The organism is Sinorhizobium sp. FG01, assembly GCF_002531875.1.
Classification (GTDB): Bacteria; Pseudomonadota; Alphaproteobacteria; order Rhizobiales; family Rhizobiaceae; genus Sinorhizobium; species Sinorhizobium fredii_C.
The window spans coordinates 21,589-42,891 of the sequence record NZ_NWTB01000017.1 but is presented as its reverse complement, the minus strand read 5'-3'; the positions used below and the strand labels follow the sequence as shown (position 1 = coordinate 42,891).

Sequence of the window (21,303 nt, the reverse complement as noted above, 5' to 3'; positions counted from 1 at the left end):
CTGTCTGAGCACCATCGCGGCTTCAAGCCTCAACCTCATCGGGAGAGGCCGGACAACCGGGTTTGCGTTTCTCATGGAGGCAACTTTTTCAGGAGGGGCCCTCGTTCAAACAATCCGCTTATCATGCTGCCGGCCACATTGCCGGCGAAACACGTCATCCATCTGAATGCTTAAATCAACATGTTTGTGCAACCAAGTTTCCTCCATCACCGCAACGCATCGTCAGGCGTCCGTCACCGCACTACGACTTGGACAGGCTGCCTTGTGCAAGGACACAGAGCGAGGCAACCATGAGGGGCGCTCTGAAAAGCGTCCTAGTTGCAGTGCATAAGCGCCCGCTGCCCGCCGCCCGCCCCGTCGCGAGCTTCGTCTCTCTTACCCGAGTAGTTCGAGCACCTGCGGGAAGCGTGGATGCTACGAATCCAACGAGATCCGAGTCGTATTCAACCCACCTCATTGTTTCATGGATGGCGCTCGGGAGGAGCTCAAGCAGCAGGTCGACCGCTCGATCAGCTTCACCCTCAAGGGAATAAAAGCAAGCGACGTTGTATTTGGCCAGACAGTCGTCCCGATCGATGGCCAAGCGCGGGCTGCCCATTCTTTGGCACGATCAAGCTCGCCAAGCGCCGCGAGACCCACCGCGCCTAGATACGCGGCTCTCGAGTTTTCCGGGCGCAGCATGAATTCACGCTCGGCGCGCGCGACACCTTCCCGCGCCGCCACTTTCATTTCCTTCTCCTGCCCGAGCGATCGGAGAACGTTTACCAGCACGAGCAAGGACTGGTAGTCGTCAGGTTTGATCTCTGCGGCGCGTTGGAAATGCCTGGCCGCTTCGTCCAGTTTCCCTTGGGTAAAGCAAGCGCGGGCATAGAAGTAATATGCTTAGAACAGATTGGGATCGAGGTCGATCGCCTGGTCGAACTCCGCCATTTCTGCTGCTACTGCGACGGCATGACGGCAAAGCCTAAAGCCGCGGCGGGTCCCCGCCCCGCACTGATTTGACGCGACCAGGACCCTACTGCGACGAGGGGGAACGGGGATGGTCGACCCGTTGCGCTAATCCGGCCCAAGTACCGAAAGACAAAAAAGGCACGTCAAGCCGGACTTTGATTTCTGCCCTAAGTCGGCTTCAAGCAGTCACCCCGAAATTCGATGAAGCGTTGCGTCGTTGCCATTCGATGGCGGGCGAAGACAGAGCGGCGGCGACGATTCCCTCCGCCAGAAGCGCGATGCCTAACGTCGGTGTTGAGCCGGCGCTCTCATCGCATCGGATGCAAGGAGACGCGAAGGGCGAGCAGGCGGTCACATTACTCAGGCGTCAGTTCAACTCGATACGTTCACCCGTTGCCGCAGCGCGTTTTACCGCATCGACTACCCTCAAGGTTTCGAGCCCCTCACGCCCGCTGACAAGCGGCGGTTCGTCTCCGCGGATCACCTTGCAGAATTGCCTGATCTGCAGAACGAGCGGGTCCTCGTCGTCCACCTCGATACGCGTTTGGTCAAATGGCTGCCACCAACTCCGTTTACCAGGATTGCACCAGACCTCGAGCGACGGAACAGCCAACGACCCGTGCGTTCCTCCGATCATGTAACAGGATTGCTCGGTTTTGGGGTAAGCCGGATTCTCTCCGGTTGTCATCTCCCAGCTCCACGGTGCGACCACCGCGTCCGAGACTGTCGCAGTTCCCAAAACTCCATTCTTGAACTCGATCAGGATCACAGCCGTTTCCTCAACTGCGTTGCCGCGCACCGCGTTGGACTCGCGTGCCTGAACCGCAGCCACATCGCCGAAAAGGTAGCGCAGATTATCGACGTCGTGGATGAGATTGAGGAAAACCGGCCCCGCACCGCGCTCACGACGCCACGAGATGTCGAAGTACTCGTCGGGCTTGAATAGCCAAAACATCGCATTGACAACAAGAACGCGGCCGAGCTTCCCGCTTTCGATGATTTCCTTTGCCTTCTGCGTCACCGGATTGTGTCGGCGATGATGGCCGGTCAATAGAGGAACACCTTTTTCCTCAGCCGCTGCGATCAGCTTTTCCCCGGATATAATGTCGTCGGCGATAGGTTTCTCGATGAGTGCGGGAACGCCGGCTTCAACGGCTTCCAACCCGTTCTGGACGTGAGCCTGGTTGGGCGTAGCCACGATTATCCCGTCAGGTCGGTCTGCGGCAATCATGTCCGCGAAGCTCGTAAACCACTTCACGCCGGCTTCCTTGGCAATAGTCTCGCCAACCGGCGTGGGATCGACCACCGCAATGAGTTGCGCCAAGGGCTCGGCCAGGACGTGTTGAATATGGCGCTTACCGATGAGGCCTGCGCCAAGTACGGCCAGCTTAACCCGTTGGGTCATGGTCAACTCAGCTCTTGCTCGCCGCCTTGATCATTGTCGCGGCGCGCCGGATGCCAAGCTGGTATCCTTCTGTTCCAAGGCCGCAGATCACGCCGTCCGCGCGGTGCGAAACGAACGAATGGTGTCGGAAGCTTTCGCGCTTGTGCACATTGGAGATGTGGATCTCGATCACAGGTCCTTCAAATGTGTTCAGAGCGTCGAGGATGGCGAGTGAGGTATGGGTAAAGGCTGCCGGATTGATGACGATGCCCGCACCGTCCTCGCGCGCCTCATGAATCCAATCGATGATCTCGTATTCCCGGTTGCTCTGATGAAAGCGGATTTCATGACCGAGTTCGGCTGCCAGTTTGCGGCAGTCCGCCGCTACGTCTGCGAGCGTTTCATGCCCGTAGATGTGCGGCTGGCGTTTGCCAAGCAGGTTGAGGTTTGGTCCATTGAGAACGTAGATCAGGCTCATAGCATAGTGTCTTTCTCGAGCACGTCGTCCTGGTCAGACGAACGTGATTGCTTGAACAGCAAAATCAGGGTCCGACTCGTAGAGATCTGCGCGCAAGCCGAGCCTTCCCGCTTCGAGAGCAGGCGCGGCGATCGTCCGCGCGGCGTCGAGAACGGCAGTGAGGAGCTTCTGCTTGGTCTCTGCAGTACGACCCGGTGCCATCCGCACGATGATTTGGATGAAATGACTATCGACATGCTCATCGCCCACGCAGGAGTATGTCGCCTCCCGCGCAAGCGTGCGCACGGCGGAAGGTTTCACTAGGCCGCCGTCGCGAACGCAGCGATGCACGGTCAGCGTGAGCCGGTCCATGGCTACGTGCTCGCCTGCGCCCCGACCATAATCGATGATGATATGCGGCATTGGGATCTCTCCATCAAGCCGACAGGCGGCACAAGTCCATGAAGTGACGGGACATGCGCTCTGCGTCGGGTGCTATCCCGGTGAACAATTCGAAAGCCGCTGCTGCCTGGTAGACGGTCATGCCGCCGCCACGAAGGGTCCGGCAGCCTTTTCTTTCGGAGAGAGCAAGGAGCTCTGTGACGAGCGGCATATAGACGATGTCGGCGACCCAATGCCGTGGCAGAAGCCATTTTGGGTCGATCGGCAAGCCAGGATGGCTCTTCATACCCGTGGGCGTCGCGTGGATAAGGCCGTCCGCGGAGCCCAGGGCGCTGCCGACATCCGTCGTGGCGCGCGCACAACCCCTTGAGAACCGATCATTCAACTGCCCAGCCAAGTTTTCTGCCCGTGTCGAATCCTGGTCGAAGATCGATAGTCTCTCAATACCGAGCTTCATTGCGGCATGCGCCACGGCGACACCGGCGCCGCCGGCGCCAAGCAGGACGGCATGCGACTTCGCGACGTCCGGAAGGCCGCGCCGGAAATTCTCGTAGAAACCGTACCAATCAGTGTTGTGGCCGATCCTCTCGCCGTCACGAAACACCACGGTGTTGACCGCACCGAGCATCTCTGCATCCTCGGAAAGGCGATTGAGGTGGGCGATCACCGACTGCTTGCACGGATGTGTAATGTTGCTCCCGGCAAAACCGCGCCGCTCCTCCTCGTCTAGGAGGTCCGGCAGCGCCGAGGCAGGAAGGCCTCGCTCGGCCAGGTCGAGAAGCTCGTAGCGGTAATCGAGGCCCTGATGTCGAGCTTCCGTTTCGTGGAGAGCCGGGGACTTCGACATTTGAATGTCGGCCCCGATCAGTCCCACGAGGAATTTCTTGTCGCGCATTGGGATCGCCTTCGGACGTCAGTGGTGGGCAAGGATTTCGCCGAGGAAGGTTTTTGTGCGTTCGTGCTTGGGAGACTTGAAGAAGACCTCCGGTTCGGCCTCTTCGACGATTTCTCCGGAGGCCATGAAGATGACGCGGTCAGCGACCTGACGGGCAAAGCCCATTTCATGAGTGACACAGATCATCGTCATGCCGTCACGGGCGAGGCCGATCATGGTGTCGAGCACCTCCTTCACCATTTCGGGATCGAGGGCAGAGGTCGGTTCGTCGAAGAGCATGACCTTCGGCTCCATGCAGAGCGCGCGAGCGATGGCAACGCGTTGTTGTTGCCCGCCGGATAGCTGCGCAGGATACTTTTCAGCCTGGTCAAGGATTCGAACGCGCTCGAGATATTTTCGAGCCAGTCGCTCTGCGTCAGCGTGGCTTGTGCCTCGAACACGCATCGGGGCGAGTGTACAGTTCTGAAGTACGGTCATGTGCGGGAAGAGATTGAAGCTCTGGAAGACCATTCCCACTTCGCGCCGTATCGCATCGACGGATTTGGTGCTTCCGTCCAGTACCTGACCCTCGACGACAATCTTGCCTTCCTCGATCGTTTCGAGGGCATTGATGCAGCGGATTAACGTCGATTTTCCGGAGCCTGACGGCCCACAGAGGACGATTTTTTCGCCTTTGCGGACCGACAGACTGATGGATTTCAAGGCATGGAAAGCGCCGTACCACTTCTGCACATCCTCAAGGGAAATCAGCGTCGGTTGATCGTTTGCGGAATTGAGCACGGAACCCTCCATTTGGGCTTTAATTGACGGTGAACGGGATGTTCGGAATGGATTCAGGGAACTGCGGCAGATCGATCGCCATCCACTTCTTGGTGATGGCGGCAAGCTCACCATTGGCCTTGATCTTCTCGATGAAGGCGTTGACGGCTTCGTTCCAGTCCTTCTCGCCGAGACGGGTCCCGACTCCGTTGTAGGTCGTCAGAAAGTTAATCTTGCGCTCAAAGGTGCCGGCACTCGCCGCATCCAGCCGCTGACCATAGAACTGGTTGCCGCCAACCGCCTTTACCTGTCCGGAGATCAAAGCCTGGATGGTTGCGGCGTCATCATCAAACCGGCGAACCGTTGCGGTGGATCCGACGGCGTCCGTTACTGCCTTATCCTGCGAACTGGACTTCGGAACGCCGATCTCCCATCCCGCAACGTCTTCAGGCTTCGTAACCGTGTCGGATTTCGCGCCATAAAGCGAAATCGTGTTGGCGGCGTAGGGCTTGCTGTATTGAATTGATTTCGCCCGCTCTTCCGTCATTGCCATCGTTGCGAACAGGATGTCGACTTTGCCGGTCGTTAGCGCGGGAATGCGGTTGGCAACGGCGAGCGGCTGGAATTGAACCTTAACGCCCAACTCCTTTGCAAAAAGGTTGGCGACGTCAGCGTCGAAGCCGTCCTGCTGGCCGCTCGTATTGACGAAACCCCAAGGCGCGTTGTCGCCCTGGATGCCGACGACCAGCGTGCCCTTTGCCTTGATTTCTTCTACAGTTGCCGCAGAGGCGGCGGCAGCGCCGACGGTTGTGAAGGCAACAGTTGCCAGTGCAAGTCCGAGAAAATTCCGACGATTGGTATGCATAAGTATGCTCCTCCTCCAGGGTTTTGCTTCCAGCGAAGCGGTTAGCGGGCGGCTTTCGCCATCCGTTTTTCGAGGCCACTTCCGGCATGGGAGAGGGGCCAGCAAATGATGAAGTAGATTGCGGCGACGATCCCGAAGACGAGCAGCGGACGATAGGTCTGGTTTGAAATGATCTGGCCGGCGCGAGTCAGTTCAATGAAGCCGACGATTGCTGCTAGCGACGTGCCCTTGATGAGCTGGACAAGGAAGCCGATCGTGGCCGGCATCGAGATTTTCAGGGCCTGCGGCAGGATGACGTCTTTCATCCGCGAGACATAATGCAGACCGAGGGCGTTGGCGGCTTCCGTCTGGCCCTTCGGCACAGCCTCGATGGAGCCGCGCCAGATCTCTCCCAGGAAAGCACTGGCATGGAGCGTGAAGGCGATTGCGACCGCGATCCACGCGTTGACCTCGATGCCCAACAGCGCAACGCCGTAATAGACAACGAAGAGCTGCATCAGAAGGGGCGTGCCCTGGAAGATGCCGATATACCCTGCGGTGATCGTCCGGAAGACCTTCTTCTTCGAGGTGCGCAGCAGCGCTGTCAGGATTCCGAATATACCCCCACCGATGAAGCCCACGATCGCGAGCAACACGGTCCACTTCAAACCCTGCATCAAAAAGAAGAATTCATTTTCGCCGATGGGACCCATGGCTGCCTCCTATCGCGTCGGGTAGTTGAAGTAGTGGCGAGAAATGAGGGCAAAGAGGCCCATCATCAGCGTCGAAATAACCAGGTAGATTGCGGTCACCGTGAAATAGACTTCGAAGCTGCGGAAGGTGTCAGATTCAATGCGCTGAGCGGCCGAGGTCAGTTCGTAGGCGGCGATTGACGTGCAGACAGACGTTGTCAGTGTCAGCATGATGAACTGGCTTGTGAGCGAGGGATAAATCGCCCGCAGCGCCGGCTTGAGCACGATGAGCCGGAAAACGTCCGCCTTGTGCAGACCAAGTGCGAAACCTGCCTCGATCTGGCCGCGCGACACGCTCTCGACCCCGCCTCGGATGATCTCGATTGCGTACGCCCCGCCATTGATCCCGAGGGCAATGATCGCAGTGACGGTCGGATTGAGGCGTATGCCCATGAGAGGAAGGGCAAAATATATGAAGAAGATCTGCACCAGGAATGGCGTATTACGCACGACCTCGACGAAGAGGATCACGGGAGTGCGTGTCATCTTGCTCTTGGAAGACCTTGCAACAACGCCCAGGAGTCCTATGACGAGTGCGAGGACCATCCCAGCCAACGCAAGGCCAAGCGTTCCAAGCGAGGCCCATAGCAATTCCGGGGCGCGGTCGAGGACCGCACCGAAATCAAACGTATAAGTCATGTAAGACTTCCTCCCTCCGACCGGCTTACGCCGCGTCGGCGCCGGATCAATGATCCGGTTTCAAAATTCCCAGTGCGCTGTCATGCAGATGTTTTAGATGTGCCTCCGGGTCCACCGGCCCGACGAGTGGCACTTCAACCGAGATAGCAGCGCCGTATTCGGTTGCCGCCCAGAGGTCCTTCAATGGCAATTCGCCTTCTCCAGGAGCGAGCCTACCGCTTCTCGCCTCGGCGATCATTGCGTCCGTTGTTTTGGGAGCAGGCCCGCGGACGTCGCAAAGCTGGACGTGTTTTACCTTCCCTGCATTTCCGCGAAGCTCGTCGATCGAAGCGCCGTTTCGGAAGAAGTGAATCCCATCAACGAGGGCACCGGCGTTCTCTGCTCCACAGGAATTCACGACCGCAACACTGTCGCCAAAGGTTCTTACCGTCCGCCAGCCCATGTTTTCGATGTCGACTGACATTCCATATCGCGCCGCGAGGGCGCAAAACTCAGAAAGGTTTGTGGCAAGACGGCCGCCGTCTCGATCATCGCCGCAAACACTCAGCCGGCGCGCTCCTATGTTCGCAGCGGCTGCCACGGTCGCCTCATGGGAGGCCGCAACGAAGCTCTCATCGATCACGAAGAACTCGATATCAAACACCTTGATGCCTTCGCCATCGGCAATTGCCTTGAACTCCTGGGCACTTTGGCTGCCCACCGGCAACTCGTAGAAAGGGGCTCCGGGAAAGGCGGGGTGCAGACGCAGACCTATCGACGCAAAACCCGCCCGAGCAGCTATCACGGCGAATTCTTTGGGCGGCAGCGCGATGGATGAAAAATGCGCCACGCCCAGTTCAAGGCCCGGTCTTGGCTTCGCGACGGTCATCACAAGATCCCCTTTGTCGCGAGGTGATTGCGCAGATTGGTTCCCGTGCGGTGAATATGTTGACGCAACATATCGCACGAATAGTCCAGATCCCGCGCGACGGCTCCCTGAGCGATCTCGCTGTGCTCCTGGCTGACGTTGCGGTCACCCGACGTGCGGGTCAGAAACACCCGGCGATAACGGTCGTTGAGATTAAGAAGCAATTTGCAGAAATGGAGCAGGATCGGCTTCCCGCAGCCCGATATGAGTGTCAGATGAAATTCGCGGTGGAGCTCTTCCCAGCGCTCCAGTGTCTCTGGCCGAGCCGCGTCACGCTCGGTGCGGTTAAGGCGATGCAGCGCGCGCATGACGTTGCCTTCCCACTCCACATCGCCGAGCCGCATGGACTCGCGAAGCGCAAAGACTTCAAACTCTTCGCGCAGGGTGGTGATCTCTTCCAGATTGGCCAAGGAAATTGATGAAACGCGGTAGCCGCGATTGTCCTCGAACTCCACTAGACCGTCCGATATCAGCCGCGCCAACCCTTCACGCAGCGGACTGAGGCTTACGTTGAACGTCTTGCGCGCCTTGTCGAGATTGATCTTGCTGCCGGCCTGAAGCTCGCCGGAGATGATCGCTTCACGCAGACGGGATGCAAGCTGGCTCCCAATTGTGTTTTTGCCGTCATCGAGAAAGCCAGAAGACGATGGAGCATCTTCTGCCGTCGGAGCAAATGCGCCGTCGTCATCCGGTATCATTGTTCCTCCCAAAGCTCCTGAACTAATTGTCGATGATCGATATAATAAACGATTATTCGTGTCAATCTGAGTGCACTGAAATCTGCAAAAAGTCAAGCCTATCTTCCCTGATGCAGATAATACGTAATAATATCAACGCATCGCGTGCCGCTGCGCTTCTTCTCTCGGCTTATTGGCGCCGCGATAATGTACGGAGCGCTTGACAGATAATCGATTATTCGGATAGTCGGGGAAATCGGGAGGTAGCCCACATGGTGATCAAAAATGAAAGCGATCTGACGCCAGCCGTCCTTGCTGTGATGAATCGCACTGAAGACCCCCGCCTGCGAGAAATCCTCGTCGCGATGGTCAAGCATCTTCATGCATTCGTGCGCGAGGTTCGATTGACGGAGGTCGAGTTTCGGGAGGCGACAGCCATGCTGAATGAGATCGGGAAGCTGCATACTGATCACCACAACGAGTTTGTGCTGATGGCGGGTTCTCTTGGCGTGTCTTCACTTGTCTGTCTGCTGAACAATGGCGACAGAGGACAGACTGAGACCTCCCAGTCGCTGCTCGGCCCATTCTGGCGCCTCAACTCTCCGCGAGTCGAAAATGGCGGGACGATTATCCGATCCGAAACGCCGGGCACTCCCTTGTTCGTGCATGCCAAGGTCGTTGACCGCGACGGTAAGCCAATTGCCGGCGCCGAAGTGGATGTGTGGCATGCATCTCCCGTCGGTCTTTATGAAAACCAGGACCCGGACCAGGCCGAGATGAACTTGCGCGGCAAATTCATGACCGACGAGCAAGGCCGGTTCTGGTTCAGGACCGTCAAGATGGTTGGCTATCCGATACCGGTCGATGGCGTGGTCGGACGCCTGCTCAAAGCTCAGGGACGCCATCCATACCGACCAGCGCACCTGCACGCACTGATCTTCAAGCACGGATACAAGACGCTGATTTCCCAAGTCTTCGACCCCAGCGACCCGAACATCGACTCCGATGTTCAGTTCGGTGTCACGGCAGCGCTGACCGGCGACTTCACTCGTCATGAGGAGCCTCATCCGACCGAAACGGATATTCCTGGTCCGTGGTTCTCGCTCGACTACACCTATGTCATGGAGCCCGGCGAAGCCGTTTTGCCGCGTCCCCCGATCAAATAAATCACAATCAGCAGAGCAAACGATATGATCACCGAAGAAGAACGCCTGGCCGCGGCAGACGCGCTGCTCAAAGCTGAAATCGAGCGCAAGCCGATCATACAGCCTAGCGAGACCTACCCGAACCTCGAACTCGAGGACGCCTACCGGATTCAGGCTTTGTGGGCGGAGGCGAGGGTGGCCAAGGGCGCACGGATCGTCGGGCATAAGATCGGCCTGACGTCACGCGCCATGCAGATGGCCTCGAAAATGACGGAGCCGGACTACGGCTGCATTCTTGACGATGCGCTTTATAATGACGGAGCGCAGATCAAGGCTGACTTGTTCATCAAACCGCGCCTGGAGGTCGAGCTGGCCTTTGTTATGGGTGAGGATCTCGTCGGGCCCGGCACCAGGATCTATGACGTCCTGCGTGCGACCGAGTTCGTTGTCCCGGCACTCGAGATTATCGACTACCGGACCGAAGTCCCCCGAGCGATCACCGACACCATTGCGGACAACGCGGCTTTCGGCGCCATCGTCGTTGGCGGTCGTATAATTCGACCGATGGACATTGATATCCGCTGGGTCGGAGCGACTCTTTCCAAGAACGGCATCATCGAGGAGTCGGGCGTGTCGGCGGCGATCATGGGACATCCGGCAGCCGGCATCGCTTGGCTGGTCAACAAACTTCATGCTGTGGGCGGTGGCCTGAAGAAGGGACAAATAGTCCTGGCCGGCTCCTTCACGCGTCCTGTCGATATCGCAAAAGGTGATGTCATTCAGGCCGACTATGGCCCTGTTGGCTCCATCGGCGTGTCATTCGTGTGAGGTGCTAGATGGAACATCCTGTCAATCGGTTCAAGCGGAAGCTCCTTGCTGGTCAAAGTCAGATCGGCCTGTGGTGTGGCTTGCCGGGAAGCTACGCCGCAGAAATCGTCGCGCCTTCAGGTTTCGATTGGCTCCTGTTCGACACGGAACATTCTCCGGCTGACGTTCTGACCGTGCTGCCGCAATTGCAAGCGGTCGCACCATACGACGTTTCCCCAGTCGTCCGCCCGGCCATCAACGACCCCGTTCTCATCAAGCGTTTCCTGGATATTGGCGTTCAGACACTGCTCATTCCCTACGTTCAGAACGCGGAAGAGGCGAAAGCCGCAGTCGCGGCCGTGCGATATCCTCCGGATGGTATCCGTGGTGTTTCTGCCTTGACGCGCGCCACTCGTTTCGGCCGAGTTGCGAACTATGCGCAAAATGCGGAACGGGAAATTTGCCTGTTGCTGCAAGTTGAGACGCGGGAAGCGCTTGGCAACCTCGAGTCGATTGCGTCGGTAGAGGGAGTGGACGGCGTATTCGTAGGACCGGCAGACCTGGCAGCGAGTTTCGGACACAGGGGCCAACCGAGCCACCCGGAGGTGGTCGATGCAATTGTCGACGCGATTGAACGCCTGAAAGCGTTGGGCAAGCCTGCAGGCATTCTTACCCCGGATGAAAAGTTCGCGGCACGGTGCATCTCGCTCGGAACACTATTTACTGCCGTTGGTGTCGATGTCGCTGTTCTAGCAAGGGGATCGGAAGCACTCGCCGCACGATTTGCATCTCAGGAAGCGTCCCACGATGTCGCAACGTGATGAACTCCTTACTGAAATCGCACCGACAGGAGTCATCAGAGCGGCGGTCAACATGTCGAATGCCGCACTTGTCCAACTCGATCCAGTGACAGGCGCTCTAACAGGGCCGAGCGCGCAGATCGCGATCGCACTTGCGGCAGAACTCGACTGCAGTTTGTCGCTGGTCCGATACGGATCGGCAGCTGACATTCTTGCGGCTGCCGAAGACAATGAGTGGGACGTTGCATTCATTGCTTCCGATCCGTCACGTGCCGACAGGTTCTCCTTCTCGCCCCCCTATACCACGGTGACCGCCAGTTTTCTGGTGTCAGACAGTAGCCCGCTAGGCAGCGTCGAGCATGTCGACGTCAAAGGAGTACGCATTGCCGCCGCCAGAACCGCTGCGTATACAAAGCAGCTTGAGCGACAGGTTAGAAATGCAATTGTCCTCCATGCCGAAAATCCCGCCTCCGCCCTGGACATGCTTGTATCCTTCCGGTGCAATGCGGCTGCGGGCTTGACCGAGTCTCTGTCACGCTTCTGCGAAGAGAATCCAGGTTTCCGCATTGTTGATGGGACATTCTCGAAGGTGCCTCAGGCGATCGCTGTGCATCGGAGGTGCGTTCACGCTTCAACCTTCCTGTCGGACTTCATCCAACAGCATTGCCGTGCGGGTAAGTTTAGCAATTGAAGCAGTTGGCGGCACATGCGAGGGAGCCAGGTCGAGGGGACGCGACACGTTAACTCCCGAACAGTCAATTGGAATCCTCTTCCCTCTCAAGCGTTCAGACTCGGAAGTTCATGTTTCGTTGAGCCTTTGAGTAGGATGTCGAGCAACTCTTGTCCCTAAAGGTTGGCGGTGGCCGCCCCCTTGGGCGTGTGCTTCGTGGTGCTGGCGCAGCAAATCCTTGCCTAGTCGTTGCCATACGGCGGTCATGACGACTGCATGGATGTGCCCGCGCGTCGGCCACGCCCCGCCGCGAGAATGGCCTAGATCGGCGCTCCTCCCCCACAGCACCATGACCGCGCCAGGTAAACTGCGAGCTCCATCCGACCGACTGGATGAGCATCATCAGGCGACGCGCAAGCCGGTCGGCGGTTTTTTTGCCGAGTTGTACCATCCCGTCAGGAGTACCAGCTTCATGCCTGGACGATCACTACCGCCATCAGCTTGCCGGGAAGAGCTTCGACGCAAGCAACAGGGCGGCAGTTAAAATTCGTCCTAGTACGGCCGACACGAATGGCTGAAAGGTCCCCGCTTAGCGGCCGATTCGCTCGTTCGCTCGAATTTCGGCTCCCCACCCGACTGAGACAATCGAAAGCCGGCAACATGCCAAAAGCGGGATGTCGACTTCTATCCTTCGCCGAGAACGGATTCGGACCGGCGACCGTGGATGAATTGAGATTGTGATTTCAACCCTCTGCGCCGGCGGACAGATTGGAGCGATGACTGCATCTTCGTTCGCCATCAACCTTGAGAAGCCCGCCCTGTTGCTCTATATGATGCGTGATGATTGATGCGTAAGTGGAGCGGATATGAGAACGACCCTGGCGATCGACGATGATGTTTTGATCGCAGCGAAGGCGATGGCAGCCCAGCAGCGTCGAAGCGTCGGCGAGGTCATTTCCGAGCTGGCGCGGCGTTCTCTGCGCCGGCCGCGCGGTGGCGGCGAGCGCAATGGAATTCCTCTCCTGTCACCCCGGCCGAATGCGCCACCGGTGACGCTCGAAATCGTCAACGCCTTGCGTGACGAACTGCCGTGACTTTCCTGCTCGACGTCAATGTGGTGATCGCCCTAATCGATCCGGGTCACGTAGCGCATGATGACGCGCACGAGTGGTTCGCGTCCAATGGACAGACCGCGTGGGCCACTTGCCCCACTACCGAAAATGGTGTCATCCGGATCGTCGGAAACCCCAAATATCCCAATTCTCCCGGTTCGCCGTCACTCGTGATGGAGGTAGTCGGAAAATTGCGGTCGCTCCCCGGTCATAGCTTTTGGCCGGATGATGTGAGCCTTGTCGGGTCAGGTGATATCGCTCCCGCGAAGATCCTGACTTCGGGGCAGGTAACTGACACCTACCTACTTGCCCTCGCCAAGGCGCGTGGGGGCAAGCTGGCGACATTCGATCGCAAGCTATCAGCAGCGGCGGTCACAGGGGGCAATTCCGCCTTGCACCTGATCACTACGAAGAGGTCGTGAGTTCCCGTTGAGACGTTATGCAATCTTCTGTAACGGGCTTTGCGTCAATCCCTTGTGAGCTTAGTCCCTCGCCGAGTGCTTTCTTCTGTCCGCAGTCGGCGCCGGGCAGCTGCTCTATGGGTCAGCTGAGGACCGGTTGGCCAATCTTTTTTGAGGCGCAGTCACCGCGTGCCGCCTTGCGGCTTTGACCGAGGCGGGCGTCACCCCAGAAGTCGCCACAGCTCTCCTCGACATGTATGCATCGCGCGCGGGCGCGTCACCCGCCAGGAGAACAATGAGCATTGGCACGGCTCAACACCTTTGGCAGTCGCGCTCAAGCCACAGACGCTCGCTCAACCCGGGGGATGTGCCTATCGAAGATGGAGCAGCGACGGATTTGAATTCGACGTGATCGAGCATGGCCCGATATTCGGCGCCGTGATCCGCTTTTAGCTGCGCTATGGTTGGTGTACGCATTTTCGGCTGCACGCCTGTCGACTTGGCTCTCCGCTCATTCGACTGAGGAAAGAGCCGACCCATCCCGGTTGTTGCGATGTACGAGGGCCAGGGCCATTAGTCCCCGATGGCGAAGGACCAAGTGATTGTGATCCTATGTTCGCTCTGAAAAATAGCATAGCTGCTCGACGCCCGGACGTGTGATGCGGATCGACTTTTAGCAGCGGGCCGCGTTCCGTGGGCAAGCCAACGATCTACAGGCATTGGCGAACGCCTCCGAACTCGCTATGGCCGCCTTGATGTCCGGAGATCCGGGCATCTTCTCAGGAGTCGGGACAAGCCTGCGAGCGGCGCTCGCGGGGCAGATGCGATCGCTGAACCAGGCCTTTAAAGACCACCAGAGGGGCGCCAAATCGCCACGACGCTCGTGCCCGCCGACTCCAAAGCGAATTCACCAAAACCTTCCGCAACCAGGTCATCCTCTCGAGCCGCGAGGCCGGTCGCGCCTTGTTGCCCCAGGCTGCCGCGCGAGGAGAGATTATATTGCAGCACGACCTCGAGGTACTGCTCGACATGAATTACGGACCCGTCTTCTACCGGCTGCTTGTCGGGCATCGTTCACTCGACACGGGCTTCGCCGACAGCATCGTCGCGATTGCCTTGGAAGCAGTGGCGACCCGCGAAGAAAGGTAGAAAACGAAGCGGACCCAAATCCGCTCGCACAACCGATATTACCGGCCCGTTGCGGCGAGTACCGACTAAAAGGCAACCGATGACTTCCTCGTAGATCGTGCAGAGCGCGTTGCCTTCGTTGAGATCCAGGTCCGTCAAGGCCAGCAGCGAGGCGCGGACAAGCGTCCTGGTTGGAAAGTCTCAGCTTCGCTTCTGGACAGAAAGCGTAAAGCTCGTCGTCGGAACGGCACCGCGCGTGGCTCCCTCGAGCAAGGCTTCGTATACTCCGCATTGGACTTATATTAGACCCCTCATGGTGGCGGATGGTTCCAATCAAAACGGCGACAGAGCCTGCACAGAGGGGCTAGTCATGGCGGGCTAGTAAAGCCGCGCAAGTCCTCCCGTTCCCCGCCAGCAATTTGGATGCTGCCGGCGACGTGGCCAACCGGTTATTTATTTTGATCTTCGGCGCGGAGCCGATGCTTTCGTCGCCAGTCGGCGGGCAGCCGGCTCAACCGCTCTGGCTTGTTCGGCGTCCCCGCTAGCGGCCGCCATCTCGGTGTGCGCCTCGGCCATGATCTCGCCTTAGCCTTCACCGAGGTCCGCAACAGCGACCCTGCCTTGATCATAGGCAACCAGTCCGGGCACAACTCTTCTACCCGTAGGCTGAGCAAGGAACTCGATCCGTTTCATAAATGCGCTTCCGTCGAACCTTTTGGACATTGTCAATGGCCCGTCGCCGGAAGGCGCTGCGTGGAAGAAAATCTCAAGATTGACTACAGGTATCGGACGCATGCTGCGCAGAAGATCAATCTCCGGTCGCGTCGTTACGGCCAAGGAGCAATTATCAGAACGGAGTGCTTCAAAGACTTCCGGCACCGTCGACACTGCGATCGACTCATGCCCACGCTCCGCCAGTTTCGTGGCGATCATATTGGCCGCCGCCTTGGGCAGAAACACAAGGATTTTGTTGGGACGAATGGCTTCCAAAGATGGCGAGTTCCTCATACGGAGACGAAGAATTTAGCCTTTGCCTGTGCAAGAGTGTGTTTGGTTTTGTGTGATTTTGTTGCGGGCCTCGCCCACTCGTCCCAAAGGACGGGACCTAGCGACTTAGCGGGCTCGATGATTTGCCACCCCGAACCGCTCCGGAAGCACCCGGTCGCTCTCGCGCGCCTCGTTGACGCGATCGGGTATAGGGGCTTGTGGAATCACACAGCGCAGCCAACGTGGCCAGTCGTTCGCTTAGGCGCGGCGCCGCTCGCCGCATGCCCTTCGGTAGGAAAATCCATCTGTGCCGCGAGACCTTGCGGCGCTCTGTTCAGGAGTTCGATCGTGCCGCCATGTGCCCGCACGATGTCGTCGACGATCGAGAGCCCGAGACCGAACCCCCCGCGGTCGGTCGATGTTCGCGCCGTATCGGCCTTGAAGAAAGGTTCGAGCACCCGGGTACGCAAACTGACGGGAAGGCCCGGGCCGTCATCGATGACGCATATTCTCAGGCTCCCATTTCCAAGGATCGAAAGCTCCACCGATATTTCGTGAGCGAACTTGGTGCTGTTTTCGACGAGGTTGGTGATCGCACGTGCCAGTGATCTCGGCTTGCAGCGATAGGCAAAGCGCTCCGGTCCCACATATCGCACATTGAAGCCGACGTCGGAGAAATCGGAACAAACAGTCGTCAACAGACTGGGCAGGTCGGCATTGACCGGTTTCTCGGCCGCCATCTCCTTGCTGAGATAGCTGAGCGTATCGTTGACCATGTCGCTGAGAGCTGAGATATCGTTCAGCAACGCTGCTTTCAGCTCCGGCTGCGTCGAGCGCTCCGCCCGCAGCCGCAGTCGCGTCAGTGGTGTACGGAGGTCGTGGCTTATTGCGCGCAGCATGCGCGTGCGGTCATCGATCATGCTGCGAACGCGGCTGCGCATGTCATTCAATGATTTCGCTAGGGTTCGGATTTCGGCCACTCCGCCTTCGTTGAAAGGCCTGTCGGGCCCGTCATCGGGCTTCAAGGTTTCTGCGGCCTGCGCAAATTTAAGAAGGGGAGCCGCAATCACCCGTGCCGCATAGAGCGACAGAAGAACCACGGGCAGGACAAGACCCATCAGTTGCAGGACGATGCTGACTTGCTGATCGCTGATCCATGCATCCGGAGGCGGTGGCGCAGGGAGGAACGCCAGAGCCCGGTCATCACCGACCCCGACGACCAGCACATCGTGTAGTTTTCCAGCGGAAGTCTTCGCCCGGAAAGCCGTTGCGAAGCTGGCTGGCAGATTGTTCTGCACAAGATGGCGGACATCCTCAAAGGAGATGTCCGTATCTGCCTGCTTCAAAAGCTCCGCTGCCGAGACCTGTTCGACCCGAAGCCCTGTCCCGGACGTGGCGTCTAGAATCGCCGCTCGTTGCTCTGCGGACGTGGACGCTCGAACCTGATCGACGACCGTCTCGATCTTCAAGGCCGTCGTTCTGGCATACGAAACACTCTCCAGATCGTCACGCAAGAGCAATTCGGAAATTACACCCAGCATGACGAGGCAGATGACGGGGCCGACAGCCAGGGCCGCAATCTGTCGGCGGATCGACCCAGCTTGAAAGCGTGCAAACATCAGTACGCCTCGACTTTGGGCGTGAACACGTAGCCGCCGAGCCGGACCGTCTTGATCAGGGTCGGCTCCCGAACATTGAATTCGATTTTCTGGCGAACTCGGCTGATGTGAACATCTATACTGCGTTCGACCGGACCTGCAGCACCGGCATGGGTCAGCCGGAGAAGCTGCTCACGCGTCATGACGCGACCGGGATTCTGGCAGAATGCGAGGAGAATATCGAACTCGGCCGTCGTCATCGAAACGTGCACGCCCTCCGGATTCACGAGTTGCCGCAGGATCGGATCGATCTGCCAACCGGCGAACTGCATGGCTGTCTGCTGCGGGGGGGAGATCGCTCCGTATGAGGCGCGCCGCAACAGCCCTTTTATTCGCGCCATCAATTCCCGCGGATGAAACGGCTTGGTAATGTAGTCGTCAGCTCCAAGCTCGATGCCTACAATGCGATTAATTTCATCGCCAAGTGCTGTGAGCATCACGATCGGAATGGTCGACGAGGCCCGCAGCCGCCGGCATATGCTGAACCCGTCTTCTCCCGGCAGCATGCCATCGAGCACAACCAGATCGAAGGACTGCTTCTTCAGGATTGCATCCATGTTAGCGGCTGAGCCAACCGCAGCAGCTTCGAAACCATTCTCCGTCAACATTTCGATGACCATCGCAGCGATCTCGTCGTCGTCCTCGACAAGAAGAATGCGAGGCACTGTCTCTGGCGCGATGAGATGTTGAGCTGTCATGTGGTTGCTCTTCAAGGGTGTGATCGAAAGCTGGGTTCAGGCACGATGTTTCATTGTCGCCAAAACACACCCAAAGTCACGGGTGAAGATATTTTGATATGTTAAGCTAAAGCTGGACCGTAGCGAGGCGCCACCACTCCGTCGGCCGCGCGACGATCATCGATACCGAAATCACCGGCTGGCCACACCATGACGAGTATTGGACCGAGCTTGTCTGAACGGATGGCTGGCCTTGAATTGTTCGGGTGCAGACAACTGGTCTGCACACTCACGCGGAAGCTGTGCGGACTGTTGCGAATGAGTGTCGTTCTGCACTCATTATCTGCGTTTCGCTCTGATAGGCAGGACCCGCGGGGCCAGCGGCATCGCCACGCCAACATTTCTTAACATCAGAAAACCCAAGTTAACGACGTCGTCCGGGATAGTGCGGCCGCGAGAGGTATGACGCATTCCGCGTTGAACACTCTCTCGATCAGCCCCCAGGAGCGAGTTCGAATGTCATTGACCAAGTCCTTTTTAATCCGGCCGCGTGTCGCCATAGCTGCGGGTTTCGCGGTGTTTGCTTGCCCCCTGTTGCAGGCACGCGCTGCCGACGTTTACGAGAGCGAGGCGGCCGCCATTCCACCGTCAGGGAGCTTCGACAACGGACGCTTCGGTGGGATACGCCAGAAGCTTTCGGACTGGGACGTTATGGTCGGCGCCGGAGCCATCTATGCGCCAAAATTCGAAGGATCCGACGAGTTTGAACTCGTCCCCATTCCTATGATCTCCGCAGCCTTCGGTGATCGCGTCACCGTCGATCCTGGCGGGGTGGCCGTCGACGTGTTCAAGTCCAACGGTTTCAAGTTCACGGTGAAGGGCGGCTACGACATGGGAGGGGGGCGCGATGAAGACGATTCCCCTCACCTTAAGGGCCTCGGTGACATCGACGCCGGCGCTGTCGTTGGAACGCAGATCTCGTATGAACTGGGGCCCATGGAACTTTATGCGTCTGTCGACAAAACGATTGGCGGCAGCGACGGTCTGCTCAGTGAAGTCGGAGCGAATGTCTCCCATCACCATGATCGCTTTATCCTTTCCGCGGGCGCTTCCGCGACATTCGCCGACGACAACCATATGGAGAGCTACTTTGGGGTAACGGCTGCCCAGTCCGCACGGTCAGGCTTGCGGCAATACGATGCAGGCGCGGGTCTCAAGCGCGTCGACCTCGAAGCCTCCGTGACCTACATGGCGACGGAAAACTGGCTGATCCGAGGCCAAGCAGGTGTCGGCTTCCTGACCGGCGACGCGAAGGACAGCCCGATCGTTCAGGACGATGTGCAGCCGTCAGCGATGTTGGTCGTCGGTTACAAGTTCTAGGAGACCAGCAGACAACAGCAATTCCGCTGGTCTCCCTGCATCGGGATCGGCGGAATTTCTGTGGCCGGCACAGCGCGACCCGGATCGTCGCGTTCGGCGACCAGCGTGCCTGGCGTCCCTGCCTTCGGCCTCCACAGAAAGACCGCTAGCCGTGCGGCAGTCTCCGGACGAGCACCGGAACCACGAACGAGGCTGCGAGCCGCAGTCGACAGACCGGCGACCGTGGCGTTGGCCGGCACGATGCGGGTGATGGTCGCGTGAACAACGAGATTCGATATTCTCTTTCCTTTCCATAACACGGTTGAATACTTATCAGGGCAATGCGGGGAAGCGCCCCCTGCTAAGTGAGGGAAGACGGGTGCGGCTATCGCCACTGCGCCATCTGTGTGGCTGCCGGCGTGTCGGTGAACGAGGGCCTGTCTTTCCACAGGCTGTCGCTTGCCATTCTTGCGTACCCCAAGTTGTAGACCGAGCGCATGTAATTCGTATTGAATGGGTCGGTCATGTCGTAGGAAACCTGCGCATCGATCGAAGCCATCCGAAACCGAATGCCGGTCTTTTGGGCATAGGCGTAGGTAGCCAGCAGCGCGCTGCGTGTCTGTGCCTTGATGAGGAGTGAACTCGCCCTCGCCATGACGATCAACGTATTGTTTGTGGTCATGGCGAATTCCGGCATGAGGGCGTTGTTGACGAGAATGTACATGTTGAACTTAGGCCCTTTGGGCCATTCGTCCTCTTCTGCATTGGCAATCCACCCCTCCGGGATGGTCAGGATCTGGGAGGCTGCCCCTCCGTCGGAGTGCATCTCCTCAAACATTCGCCCACCGGCTTGGGCCTTGATGAGCACAGCGGGATAGAGGCCCGGGATGCTGGCCGATGCGATGATGATGTCCCGGAAGAGTTGCAACGCGTCGGGCCGGTTGCTGTCGGCGATGGCACCCATGTTCCAGATCACCGCTCTTTGGGAATCGAGGTTCGAGGTCAAAACGAGCAAGCGCCGTCCTTTGCGATGCTCCACGGCGATTCTCGCCAGTGTGTCGTGCGTCAGATACCGTTCGACCATTTTCCGAAGCGGTTCCTGGTTGAGGAGACTTGCGCCCAGCAGCCCCCTGAGCAGAAATCTCACGTCGACCAACTCCTGGGCGACGCCGCTTGTATAAAGATCGACCAGCGCCTTGTCGTAGGCCGGCCCGAAAAAGGCATAAGGTGCAATCAACGCACCCGTGCTGACGCCGCTGACCATGTCGAATTCGGGCCGTTGTCCCTTGTCCGACCAGGCCTTCAGCGCTCCGACACTGAACGCGCCCCCGGCCCCTCCGCCCGACAATACGAGGTAGTTGATTTCCTTGTGTCTCAGGATAGGAAGCCAAGCACGTCCCTGGGGCAAACTTCCACGCGAATCCGCGTAAATGCGGATATCGCCAAACCCCTCGACACTGGCTGCCGATGCGGCTTTTGGCCCGTAAGGAATACGGCCCGGCGCCATACAACCAGCAAGAAACGCCAACAGGAGGATAGCTGGCAGTCGAGGCATATCTGTAGCCTCTACCTGCAATTCCGACGAGACATCAAAGCGTCCGCCAGCCGTCCACCAGCCGCCGTGAATGCCGCTTCCGCTTCGAAGCCTGTACGCCAGACTTGGTGACCGCAGTAGCAAACCTTCATAGTTCACAGCCAGATTTCTTCGAGATATCTCTGGCGGAACTAATCGATTCTGTCGTTGGCTTGGGTTTCCTCTTGTTAAGAGTTGTTAAGCCGCATCCGCAGGAGCAACGGCGGATAATACGATTGCACGAGTAACTCTGGAGCCCGGAGTGCCTTTCTGCCCGGTACCGCCCGACATCAAACTTAATCTATCTTAATCGATCTTC

The 21,303-nt window shown here is 58.4% G+C and carries 22 protein-coding genes and 2 pseudogenes; 8 read left to right on the top strand and 16 right to left on the bottom strand.

Features of this window, described 5'->3' with window-relative positions; genetic code table 11:
• Positions 1-453: 453 nt before the first annotated feature.
• The 12 genes and pseudogenes from CO656_RS30990 to CO656_RS24180 form a co-directional block, all read right to left on the bottom strand.
• Positions 454-729 carry a hypothetical protein gene (locus CO656_RS30990; protein ID WP_234819586.1) on the bottom strand — a complete coding sequence of 92 codons (276 nt, stop codon included), beginning with the start codon at positions 727-729 and terminating at the stop codon, positions 454-456.
• A 45-nt stretch (positions 730-774) separates the two neighbouring features.
• Positions 775-870: pseudogene (locus CO656_RS31315) on the bottom strand (tetratricopeptide repeat protein); the annotation flags it as partial.
• A gap of 448 nt (positions 871-1,318) precedes the next feature.
• On the bottom strand, positions 1,319-2,356 hold the full coding sequence (locus CO656_RS24225) for a Gfo/Idh/MocA family oxidoreductase (RefSeq protein ID WP_097527465.1): 1,038 nt from the start codon (positions 2,354-2,356) through the stop codon (positions 1,319-1,321).
• 7 nt (positions 2,357-2,363) lie between these two features.
• The gene (aroQ, locus tag CO656_RS24220; protein WP_097527424.1) at positions 2,364-2,813 is read right to left on the bottom strand and encodes a type II 3-dehydroquinate dehydratase; all 450 of its coding nucleotides are present in this window, start codon (positions 2,811-2,813) and stop codon (positions 2,364-2,366) included.
• A 33-nt stretch (positions 2,814-2,846) separates the two neighbouring features.
• The gene (locus CO656_RS24215) at positions 2,847-3,215 is read right to left on the bottom strand and encodes a 5-carboxymethyl-2-hydroxymuconate Delta-isomerase (RefSeq protein WP_097527423.1); all 369 of its coding nucleotides are present in this window, start codon (positions 3,213-3,215) and stop codon (positions 2,847-2,849) included.
• Between the two features lie 13 nt (positions 3,216-3,228).
• Complete coding sequence (locus CO656_RS24210; RefSeq protein ID WP_176536642.1) at positions 3,229-4,089, bottom strand: shikimate dehydrogenase; 861 nt, start codon at positions 4,087-4,089, stop codon at positions 3,229-3,231.
• 18 nt (positions 4,090-4,107) lie between these two features.
• Entirely contained in the window at positions 4,108-4,881 is a 774-nt protein-coding gene (locus CO656_RS24205) for an amino acid ABC transporter ATP-binding protein (RefSeq protein WP_179864836.1), read from the bottom strand.
• Positions 4,882-4,888: 7 nt separating this feature from the next.
• Positions 4,889-5,713, bottom strand: a complete 825-nt coding sequence (locus CO656_RS24200) for a transporter substrate-binding domain-containing protein (RefSeq protein WP_097527421.1) — start codon at positions 5,711-5,713, stop codon at positions 4,889-4,891.
• Between the two features lie 41 nt (positions 5,714-5,754).
• Positions 5,755-6,405: an amino acid ABC transporter permease gene (locus CO656_RS24195; RefSeq protein ID WP_097527420.1), complete on the bottom strand. Its 651-nt coding sequence runs from the start codon at positions 6,403-6,405 to the stop codon at positions 5,755-5,757.
• Between the two features lie 9 nt (positions 6,406-6,414).
• The gene (locus tag CO656_RS24190) at positions 6,415-7,083 is read right to left on the bottom strand and encodes an amino acid ABC transporter permease (protein ID WP_097527419.1); all 669 of its coding nucleotides are present in this window, start codon (positions 7,081-7,083) and stop codon (positions 6,415-6,417) included.
• Between the two features lie 46 nt (positions 7,084-7,129).
• A complete protein-coding gene (locus CO656_RS24185) occupies positions 7,130-7,951 on the bottom strand; it encodes a sugar phosphate isomerase/epimerase (protein ID WP_097527418.1) in 822 nt (273 codons plus the stop codon).
• Complete coding sequence (locus CO656_RS24180; protein WP_097527417.1) at positions 7,951-8,688, bottom strand: GntR family transcriptional regulator; 738 nt, start codon at positions 8,686-8,688, stop codon at positions 7,951-7,953. The genes CO656_RS24185 and CO656_RS24180 overlap by 1 nt, the downstream gene beginning before the upstream one ends.
• Positions 8,689-8,939: 251 nt before the next feature.
• Here CO656_RS24180 and CO656_RS24175 point away from each other — a divergent pair, with 251 nt between their 5' ends.
• The 7 genes and pseudogenes from CO656_RS24175 to CO656_RS30980 form a co-directional block, all read left to right on the top strand.
• Positions 8,940-9,833, top strand: a complete 894-nt coding sequence (locus tag CO656_RS24175) for an intradiol ring-cleavage dioxygenase (RefSeq protein ID WP_097527416.1) — start codon at positions 8,940-8,942, stop codon at positions 9,831-9,833.
• A 24-nt stretch (positions 9,834-9,857) separates the two neighbouring features.
• Entirely contained in the window at positions 9,858-10,640 is a 783-nt protein-coding gene (gene hpaH / locus CO656_RS24170; RefSeq protein WP_097527415.1) for a 2-oxo-hept-4-ene-1,7-dioate hydratase, read from the top strand.
• 8 nt (positions 10,641-10,648) lie between these two features.
• Entirely contained in the window at positions 10,649-11,440 is a 792-nt protein-coding gene (hpaI, locus tag CO656_RS24165) for a 4-hydroxy-2-oxoheptanedioate aldolase (protein ID WP_097527414.1), read from the top strand.
• Positions 11,427-12,110, top strand: coding sequence for a transporter substrate-binding domain-containing protein (locus CO656_RS24160; RefSeq protein WP_097527413.1), 684 nt, complete (start codon positions 11,427-11,429; stop codon positions 12,108-12,110). The genes hpaI and CO656_RS24160 overlap by 14 nt, the downstream gene beginning before the upstream one ends.
• Positions 12,111-12,955: 845 nt before the next feature.
• Positions 12,956-13,183 carry a hypothetical protein gene (locus CO656_RS24155; RefSeq protein WP_037415848.1) on the top strand — a complete coding sequence of 76 codons (228 nt, stop codon included), beginning with the start codon at positions 12,956-12,958 and terminating at the stop codon, positions 13,181-13,183.
• A complete protein-coding gene (locus tag CO656_RS24150) occupies positions 13,180-13,623 on the top strand; it encodes a TA system VapC family ribonuclease toxin (protein ID WP_097527412.1) in 444 nt (147 codons plus the stop codon). Before CO656_RS24155 ends, CO656_RS24150 begins: the two co-directional genes overlap by 4 nt.
• Before the next feature lie 888 nt (positions 13,624-14,511).
• A pseudogene (locus tag CO656_RS30980) lies at positions 14,512-14,751 on the top strand (TetR-like C-terminal domain-containing protein); the annotation flags it as partial.
• 564 nt (positions 14,752-15,315) lie between these two features.
• On the opposite strand, the gene CO656_RS24140 reads toward CO656_RS30980, so the two are convergent.
• From CO656_RS24140 to CO656_RS24130, 3 genes are all read right to left on the bottom strand, one after another.
• Positions 15,316-15,720 (bottom strand): hypothetical protein, encoded by a 405-nt coding sequence (locus CO656_RS24140; protein ID WP_234819585.1) that lies wholly within the window; start codon positions 15,718-15,720, stop codon positions 15,316-15,318.
• 221 nt (positions 15,721-15,941) lie between these two features.
• A complete protein-coding gene (locus CO656_RS24135) occupies positions 15,942-17,231 on the bottom strand; it encodes an ATP-binding protein (RefSeq protein ID WP_234819584.1) in 1,290 nt (429 codons plus the stop codon).
• Between the two features lie 104 nt (positions 17,232-17,335).
• Entirely contained in the window at positions 17,336-18,073 is a 738-nt protein-coding gene (locus CO656_RS24130; protein ID WP_050988190.1) for a response regulator transcription factor, read from the bottom strand.
• Positions 18,074-18,568: 495 nt separating this feature from the next.
• On the opposite strand from CO656_RS24130, the gene CO656_RS24125 reads away from it, so the two are divergent.
• Positions 18,569-19,432 (top strand): MipA/OmpV family protein, encoded by an 864-nt coding sequence (locus tag CO656_RS24125; protein WP_234819583.1) that lies wholly within the window; start codon positions 18,569-18,571, stop codon positions 19,430-19,432.
• Between the two features lie 364 nt (positions 19,433-19,796).
• Here CO656_RS24125 and CO656_RS24120 read toward each other — a convergent pair whose 3' ends face one another.
• Positions 19,797-21,104 carry a patatin-like phospholipase family protein gene (locus CO656_RS24120; RefSeq protein WP_234819582.1) on the bottom strand — a complete coding sequence of 436 codons (1,308 nt, stop codon included), beginning with the start codon at positions 21,102-21,104 and terminating at the stop codon, positions 19,797-19,799.
• Positions 21,105-21,303: the final 199 nt, after the last annotated feature.